This is a genomic window from Thermodesulfobacteriota bacterium (assembly GCA_036482575.1).
Taxonomy (GTDB): Bacteria; Desulfobacterota; GWC2-55-46; order GWC2-55-46; family JAUVFY01; genus JAZGJJ01.
This window is the reverse complement of the sequence record JAZGJJ010000225.1, coordinates 1-6,470: the sequence shown is the minus strand read 5'-3', so window position 1 is coordinate 6,470 and position 6,470 is coordinate 1. Positions and strand designations below refer to the sequence as shown.

8 protein-coding genes are annotated in these 6,470 nt (G+C 60.2%); all 8 read right to left on the bottom strand.

Features of this window, described 5'->3' with window-relative positions; all coding sequences use genetic code 11:
• Nucleotides 1-400: PAS domain-containing protein (locus V3W31_10135; protein ID MEE9615287.1), on the bottom strand; the 400-nt coding region annotated here is incomplete at its 3' end.
• Between the two features lie 30 nt (nt 401-430).
• Nucleotides 431-1,507 (bottom strand): 3-isopropylmalate dehydrogenase, encoded by a 1,077-nt coding sequence (gene leuB / locus V3W31_10130; protein MEE9615286.1) that lies wholly within the window; start codon nt 1,505-1,507, stop codon nt 431-433.
• On the bottom strand, nt 1,507-1,728 hold the full coding sequence (locus V3W31_10125; protein MEE9615285.1) for a DNA-binding protein: 222 nt from the start codon (nt 1,726-1,728) through the stop codon (nt 1,507-1,509). The genes leuB and V3W31_10125 overlap by 1 nt, the downstream gene beginning before the upstream one ends.
• Nucleotides 1,729-1,797: 69 nt before the next feature.
• The gene (gene leuD / locus V3W31_10120) at nt 1,798-2,289 is read right to left on the bottom strand and encodes a 3-isopropylmalate dehydratase small subunit (GenBank protein MEE9615284.1); all 492 of its coding nucleotides are present in this window, start codon (nt 2,287-2,289) and stop codon (nt 1,798-1,800) included.
• 24 nt (nt 2,290-2,313) lie between these two features.
• Nucleotides 2,314-3,573, bottom strand: a complete 1,260-nt coding sequence (gene leuC / locus V3W31_10115; GenBank protein MEE9615283.1) for a 3-isopropylmalate dehydratase large subunit — start codon at nt 3,571-3,573, stop codon at nt 2,314-2,316.
• A gap of 5 nt (nt 3,574-3,578) precedes the next feature.
• A complete protein-coding gene (locus tag V3W31_10110) occupies nt 3,579-5,117 on the bottom strand; it encodes a 2-isopropylmalate synthase (GenBank protein MEE9615282.1) in 1,539 nt (512 codons plus the stop codon).
• Between the two features lie 14 nt (nt 5,118-5,131).
• Nucleotides 5,132-5,962: a CDP-diacylglycerol--serine O-phosphatidyltransferase gene (pssA, locus tag V3W31_10105; GenBank protein ID MEE9615281.1), complete on the bottom strand. Its 831-nt coding sequence runs from the start codon at nt 5,960-5,962 to the stop codon at nt 5,132-5,134.
• Nucleotides 5,963-5,971: 9 nt separating this feature from the next.
• Nucleotides 5,972-6,470, bottom strand: a 499-nt coding sequence (locus V3W31_10100; protein MEE9615280.1) for a phosphatidylserine decarboxylase family protein, incomplete at its 5' end; no start/stop codon positions are given.

Sequence of the window (6,470 nt, the reverse complement as noted above, 5' to 3'; positions counted from 1 at the left end):
CCTCCATACGGTGCTTCTCGGTCACGTCCTCCATGAAGACCGCCACGTGGGAGACAACCCCCTCTCCCCCCTCCCCCCCCTCCTCATCAAGGTGGAGCGGCGTCTTTGTCACCCGGTAGTGTTTCTTTTCGCCTCCCTTGAGCGTGGACTCCTCGTCGCCGCGCAAGACCGCGCCGCGCTGAAAGACCTCCTCGAAATCGTTCGTTATCTTCCGGCCGGAAGATAAGGATTTGCCCCCCTTAACGCCCGGGGTCCCCTCCTCCGCCTTCCTGTTCCAGGCGACGACCCGCATCTCTCTATCGACAATGAAGAACTTGAACGGGAGGGCGTCCATGAGCACGTCGAAGAGGTCATGCCTCTCCCCGAGGAGGTTCGATACCTTTTCAGTGCCGCCGTTCATTTTCGAGTGCACTCCTTCGTGAGGTGGCGGTTAACCTTCCAGTTCGTCCACTACCCTCTTCCCCATCTCCCTGCAGCCGACCTGTTTGGTCCCTTCCCTGTATATGTCACTGGTCCTGAAACCCTTGTTCAGGACGGCCTCCACGGCGTTCTCTACCATTTCGGCGGCCTGCGGGAGTTCGAACGAAAAACGCAGCATCATGGCCACCGACAGTATGGTGGCAAGCGGGTTGGCCGTATCCTTCCCGGCTATGTCCGGGGCGCTCCCGTGTATGGGCTCGTACATGGCCGAGGAGCCGTCGCCGAGGCTCGCCGACGGCAGCATGCCGATGGAGCCGGTCAGCATGGCGGCCTCGTCCGAGAGTATGTCGCCGAAAGTGTTTTCCGTGACTATTACGTCGAACTGGCCCGGGTCCCTTACGAGTTGCATGGCGCAGTTGTCCACGTACATGTGGTTGAGCACGATATCCGGGTAGTCGCGGCTCACTTCGGTGACCACCTTCCTCCAGAGCTCGGTGACCTCGAGTACATTGGCCTTGTCCACGCTCATGACCTTCTTACTTCTCTTCCTCGCAACGTCGAAGGCGACCCTGGCGATCCTCTCTATCTCGGAGGTGGTGTAGACCATGGTGTTAACGCCCTTCTCCGTCCCGTCCGGGAGACCCTGCACCCCCCTGGGCGTACCGAAGTAAAGGCCGCCGGTGAGCTCCCTTACGACAAGGAGGTCCACCCCCTCGATGACCTCGCGCTTGAGTGTCGAGGCGTCTACCAGCGCCGAGTGTATGGTGGCGGGCCTCAGGTTGGCAAAGAGGTTGAGCTCTTTTCTGAGTCTCAATAGCGCCCTCTCGGGCCTTACCGAATAGTCGAGCCCCTCCCACTTCGGCCCCCCGACCGCCCCCAGCAGCACGCAGTCGCTCCCGAGGGCGAGTTCGAGCACCCGGTCGGTAAGAGGCACGCCGTGGGCGTCTATGGAGGCGCCGCCCACAAGCTCGTCGACCAGCTCGATCCCGACCGTATAGCGCTTGGCCACGGCGGCGAGCACACGGGTGGCCTCCCGGATTATCTCCGGCCCTATCCCGTCGCCCGGTAGTACCAGTATACGTTTCATCAGGCCGCCGGCTCTTCCGCCGCCACCTTCTTGAGGCTCTCCAGGAACTCGGGGAAACCGCTGAACGGTATGACCACAGTGGAACGCCGGTCGTTGGAGAGCTCGGCTATCTGCAGGAACTTCCCGAGGTCGTTTTCCTTCAGGTCGACGAAGATGGTCTTGTTCTCGATGTGAAGCTTTTCGCTCGATATGGTGCTGCTCTTTGCGCCTTCTTTCCTCATTACTACCCCCTGTTTGCCGGTTGATTACGACGGCACCCGTTGCCGCCCCCGTTGTTCCTATCGGTTAGATTAAAACCCTTTTTTCTTTATCCACTTCATAAGTCCCCCGGCCCTTACAAGCTCCTGCATGAAGGGCGGTACGGGGCGTGCCTTGAACTTCTTCTTCCGGGTCACGTTGCGTATCTCCCCGCTCGCCATGTCGACCTCGAAGATATCGCCCGTCCTTGCCGAGCCGACCGCCTCCGGGCACTCGAGTATGGGAAGACCCATGTTGAACGAGTTACGGAAGAAGATCCTCGCGAAACTTTTTGCCACCACGCAGCCCACCCCGGCGGCCTTTATGGCTATCGGGGCGTGCTCCCTGGAAGAGCCGCAGCCAAAGTTCTTTCCGGCTACGATTATGTCCCCGGCCCTCACGTTCTTGCTGAAAGACGGGTCCTCGTCCTCCATGCAGTACTTCGCCAGCTCCGCCGGGTCGCTCGTGGTGAGATACCTGGCCGGGATTATCCTGTCGGTATCGATGTCCTTACCGAACTTCCAGACTCTTCCTTTAATTTTCATCCTCGTGCTTCTCCGTTTTATTCTTTACCGCACGACCTCGTCGGGGTGGGCGATGCGGCCCTTCACGGCCGAGGCCGCGGCCACGGCCGGGTTCGTAAGATAGACCTCGCTCTTCACGTCCCCCATCCTTCCGACGAAGTTCCTGTTGGTCGTGGCTACGGCCCTCTCTCCGGCGGCGAGTACGCCCATGTGTCCGCCAAGACACGGCCCGCACGTGGGAGGGCTTATCACCCCGCCTGCCTTGAGGAATACGTCGAACCACCCCCGCCTCATGGACTCCTCGTATATGAAGGGGGTGGCCGGGATTACGATGAGCCTCGTGTACTTGGCCACCTTCTTCCCCTTCAAGACTCTCGCCGCCACCTGCATGTCCTCTAGCCTCCCGTTGGTGCACGAGCCTATCACTACCTGGTCTATCGGGATGTTCCCGACCTCGGTTACGTTCTTCGTGTTCTCGGGCAGGTGCGGGCAGGCTACCTGCGGCTCTATCTTCGAGCAGTCGTATTCGATGACGTCGGAGTACTCGGCGTCCCGGTCGCTGGAGTAGAACTTATAAGCCCGTTCGGTCCGCCTCTTTACGTACTCTTCGGTCGTTTCATCCGGCTCTATAATACCGTTCTTGCCGCCGGCCTCTATGGCCATGTTGCACATGGCAAGGCGGCTGTCCATGCTGAGTTTTTTTATAACGCTCCCGGTGAACTCCATCGCCCTGTAGAGGGCGCCGTCAACGCCTATGTCCCCTATGGTTCGGAGGATTAAATCCTTCCCGCTGACCCATTTCCTGAGCCTCCCGCGGAAGACGAACTTAACGGACTCCGGCACCTTGAACCAGAGCTTTCCCGTTATCATGGCGGCCGCGAGGTCGGTGGAGCCCACTCCCGTCGAGAACGCTCCGAGAGCGCCGTAGGTGCAGGTGTGCGAGTCCGCGCCGATTACGAGGTCGCCGGGCCCGACTATCCCCTTCTCCGGCAGGAGGGCGTGCTCCACCCCGACGTCCCCGCCCTCGAAGTAGTGCGTGAGCCGCTGCTCGATCGCGAACTCCTTCAACACCTTGCACTGCGCGGCCGACTGGATGTCCTTATTGGGCGTAAAGTGGTCCGGGATGAGGACGACCCTCTTACGGTTAAAGACCTTTTTGGCGCCTATCTTCCTGAAAGCCTTGATGGCTATGGGCGCGGTTATGTCGTTACCGAGCGCGATGTCCACCCTTGCGTTTATGAGCTCGCCCGGCACGACCTCCTTGAGGCCCGCGTGCTTCGCGAGTATCTTTTCCGTTATGGTCATAGGTCTCATATGAGCCGTTCCTTCCTTACCTGTTTCCTGTGGGCGAGCCTGTTAAGCGCGTTTATGTAGGCCCTCGCGCTCGCCACGATTATATCGGTGTGGGCGCCCTGGCCGAGCACTATGTGCTCTCCTTCCCTGAGCCTGCACGTAACCTCGCCCTGGGCGTCGGTCCCTCCGGTTATGGCGTTGACCGAGTACCTCAGGAGCTCGCTCCCGGTGCCGGTTACCTTCTTTATCACCTTGAAGGCGGCGTCCACCGGCCCGTCGCCGACACCCTCCTCTTTTACTACCTTGCCGTCGACCTCCATCTCGACCGTGGCACGGGGCTGGGTCTCCGTGCCGCTCGCCACGTTGAGTTTCAAGAGCTTATAACGCTCGGCCACCTCGATCCTCAACACCTCGTCCTGCACGATGGCCTCTATGTCCTCGTCGAAGATCTCTTTTTTCTTGTCGGCAAGGCGCTTGAAGCGCGCGAAGGCCTTGTTTAAATCCTCATCGCCGAGCTCGTAGCATAGTTCGGCGAGCCTGACCTTGAAGGCGTGGCGGCCCGAGTGCTTCCCCATAACGAGCGTGGACTGGGCTATCCCTACGCTCTCGGGGCTCATTATCTCGTAGGTGGTCTTCTCCTTCAGGAGCCCGTCCTGGTGTATGCCGGCCTCGTGGGCGAAGGCGTTATCTCCGACTATGGCCTTGTTGGGCTGTACCACCATGCCGGTTATGCCGGTGACGAGCCTGCTCGACGGGTATATCTGCTCGGCGTTTATGCCGGTATCGAGGCCGAGGACGTCCCGCCGTGTCTTTATGATCATCACTATCTCTTCCAGGGAGGCGTTCCCGGCCCTCTCGCCTATGCCGTTTATGGTGCACTCCACCTGTCTGGCGCCGTTTATTACGGCGGCAAGCGAGTTGGCCACGGCGAGCCCGAGGTCGTTATGGCAGTGGACCGATATGACGGCGCGGCCTATGTTCGGCACGTTATCCCGTATCCCCTTTATGAGTTCTCCGAACTTATCCGGCAGCGCGTACCCTACCGTGTCCGGGATGTTCACCGTCGTCGCACCCGCCTCTATGGTCGCCTCTATTACCTCGTAGAGATAGGACACTTCGCTCCTGGAGGCGTCCATGGGGGAGAACTCCACGTCGTCGACGTAGCCCCGGGCGAGAGAGACCATCTCCACGGCCCTCTTCAGGGCCTCTTCTCTCGTCATGCGGAACTGGTGCTTTAGATGTATGTCCGAGGTGGAGATAAAGGTGTGTATCCTCGGCTTAGCGGCACCCTTCAAGGCGTCCCGGGCCGACTCTATATCGCCGGGTATGGAACGCGCGAGCGAGCAGACCACCGGCCCCTCCACCTCTTGAGCGATCCTCGCGACGGCCTCGAAGTCGCCAGGCGAGCTGAAGGCGAAGCCGGCCTCTATTATGTCCACCCCGAGCTTGGCGAGCTGCCTCGCCACGATCACCTTCTCCTCCACGTTCATGGAGGCGCCCGGCGACTGCTCGCCGTCCCTCAAGGTGGTATCGAATATCCTTACATGGTTATCCATAATCTCTACCCGTTTTATTTACGGGGACGATCCTCCGCGGCCCTGCCTCCGTCTTTTCCACCCACCCCCGCTTCCCCCGCCGCCTCTATGGCCTTTGCCGCGGCTTTCTTCCTCCTGTCCAAGAGCGTGGTAAGGGGGCCGGAGGCCGTGTAGGAGAACGCAAGCGCGAAGAGCATTATCTGCGGCTGCGCGGCGATTACGATAAAGACGAATATAAGGGCCACCAGCAGGTTAAACGGCATCCTCTTCGAGAGGTTAAGCTCCTTGAAGCTGTAGTACTTTACGTTGCTGACCATGAGGAAGGCCAGCGTGTACACGAGTAGCAGTACCGTGACGTGCTTTACCGTCTCGGGCTGTCCTATGTAGTGGAGGAGGAGCACCGTGGAGGCCACGAGCCCGGCGGCGGCCGGTACCGGCAGTCCGTTAAATCGCTTGCTCTCGATAGTGGTTATCTGGACGTTGAAGCGCGCGAGCCTGAGCGCCGCGCATACCACGAAGAGGAAGGCCGCGAGCCATCCGTACCTACCGAACGGCCTGAGCGCCCAGGTGAAGATAAGTATGGCCGGGGCGAGCCCGAAGGCCACGAGGTCCGAGAGCGAGTCGTACTCCACGCCGAACTTGCTCGTTGTGCCGGTAAGCCTGGCCAGCCTCCCGTCCAACCCGTCGAGGAGCCCCGAGATGATTATCGCCACGGCCGCCATCTCGAAGTTGCCGTCGAGCGAGGCGACTATGGCGTAAAAACCGCCGAAGAGGCTCGCCGAGGTGATGAGGTTCGGCAGCAGATAGACGCCCCTCTTTATCCCCTTCCGGCTCTTGCCTTTATTGTCTATCTCGTTATCCAGCATTTTGACCTCCTACCAGTAGCCGAGTATGGAACTCCCGGCCTTGACCCTGTCGCCGACCCTTACCTCCACCCTCGCCTCCGGCGGGAGGTAGACGTCGAGCCTGGAGCCGAACCTGATCATCCCGAACCTCTTGCCCTTCTCTACGTCTACACCCTCTTTGAGGCAGCAGACTATCCTCCTGGCTATAAGGCCCGCGATCTGGACGGTAACGAACCTCTTGCCGCCCGGGGTCTCTATGAGTATGGCGTTCCTCTCGTTATCCTCGCTGGCCTTGTCCAGGTCGGCCGAGAAGAATTTTCCCGGGTGATAGGCGACGGCCGTGACCCTGCCCGAAGCCGGCACCCTGTTGACGTGGACGTTGAAGACGTTCATGAATATGCTTATCTTCGTCGCCTCTCCCTTGAGGAGCGTATCCTCGCTGGCCGGCTCGACCTTTATGACCCTGCCGTCGGCCGGGCTTATGATGGAGTCATCCCCCGGCGGCACCTCTCTCTCGGGGTCTCTGAAG

Coding starts and splice junctions, on each gene's coding strand:
- leuB (MEE9615286.1), bottom strand. CDS start 1,507: ATGAAACGTATACTGGTACTACCGGGCGACGGGATAGGGCCGGAGATA.
- V3W31_10125 (MEE9615285.1), bottom strand. CDS start 1,728: ATGAGGAAAGAAGGCGCAAAGAGCAGCACCATATCGAGCGAAAAGCTT.
- leuD (MEE9615284.1), bottom strand. CDS start 2,289: ATGAAAATTAAAGGAAGAGTCTGGAAGTTCGGTAAGGACATCGATACC.
- leuC (MEE9615283.1), bottom strand. CDS start 3,573: ATGACCATAACGGAAAAGATACTCGCGAAGCACGCGGGCCTCAAGGAG.
- V3W31_10110 (MEE9615282.1), bottom strand. CDS start 5,117: ATGGATAACCATGTAAGGATATTCGATACCACCTTGAGGGACGGCGAG.
- pssA (MEE9615281.1), bottom strand. CDS start 5,962: ATGCTGGATAACGAGATAGACAATAAAGGCAAGAGCCGGAAGGGGATA.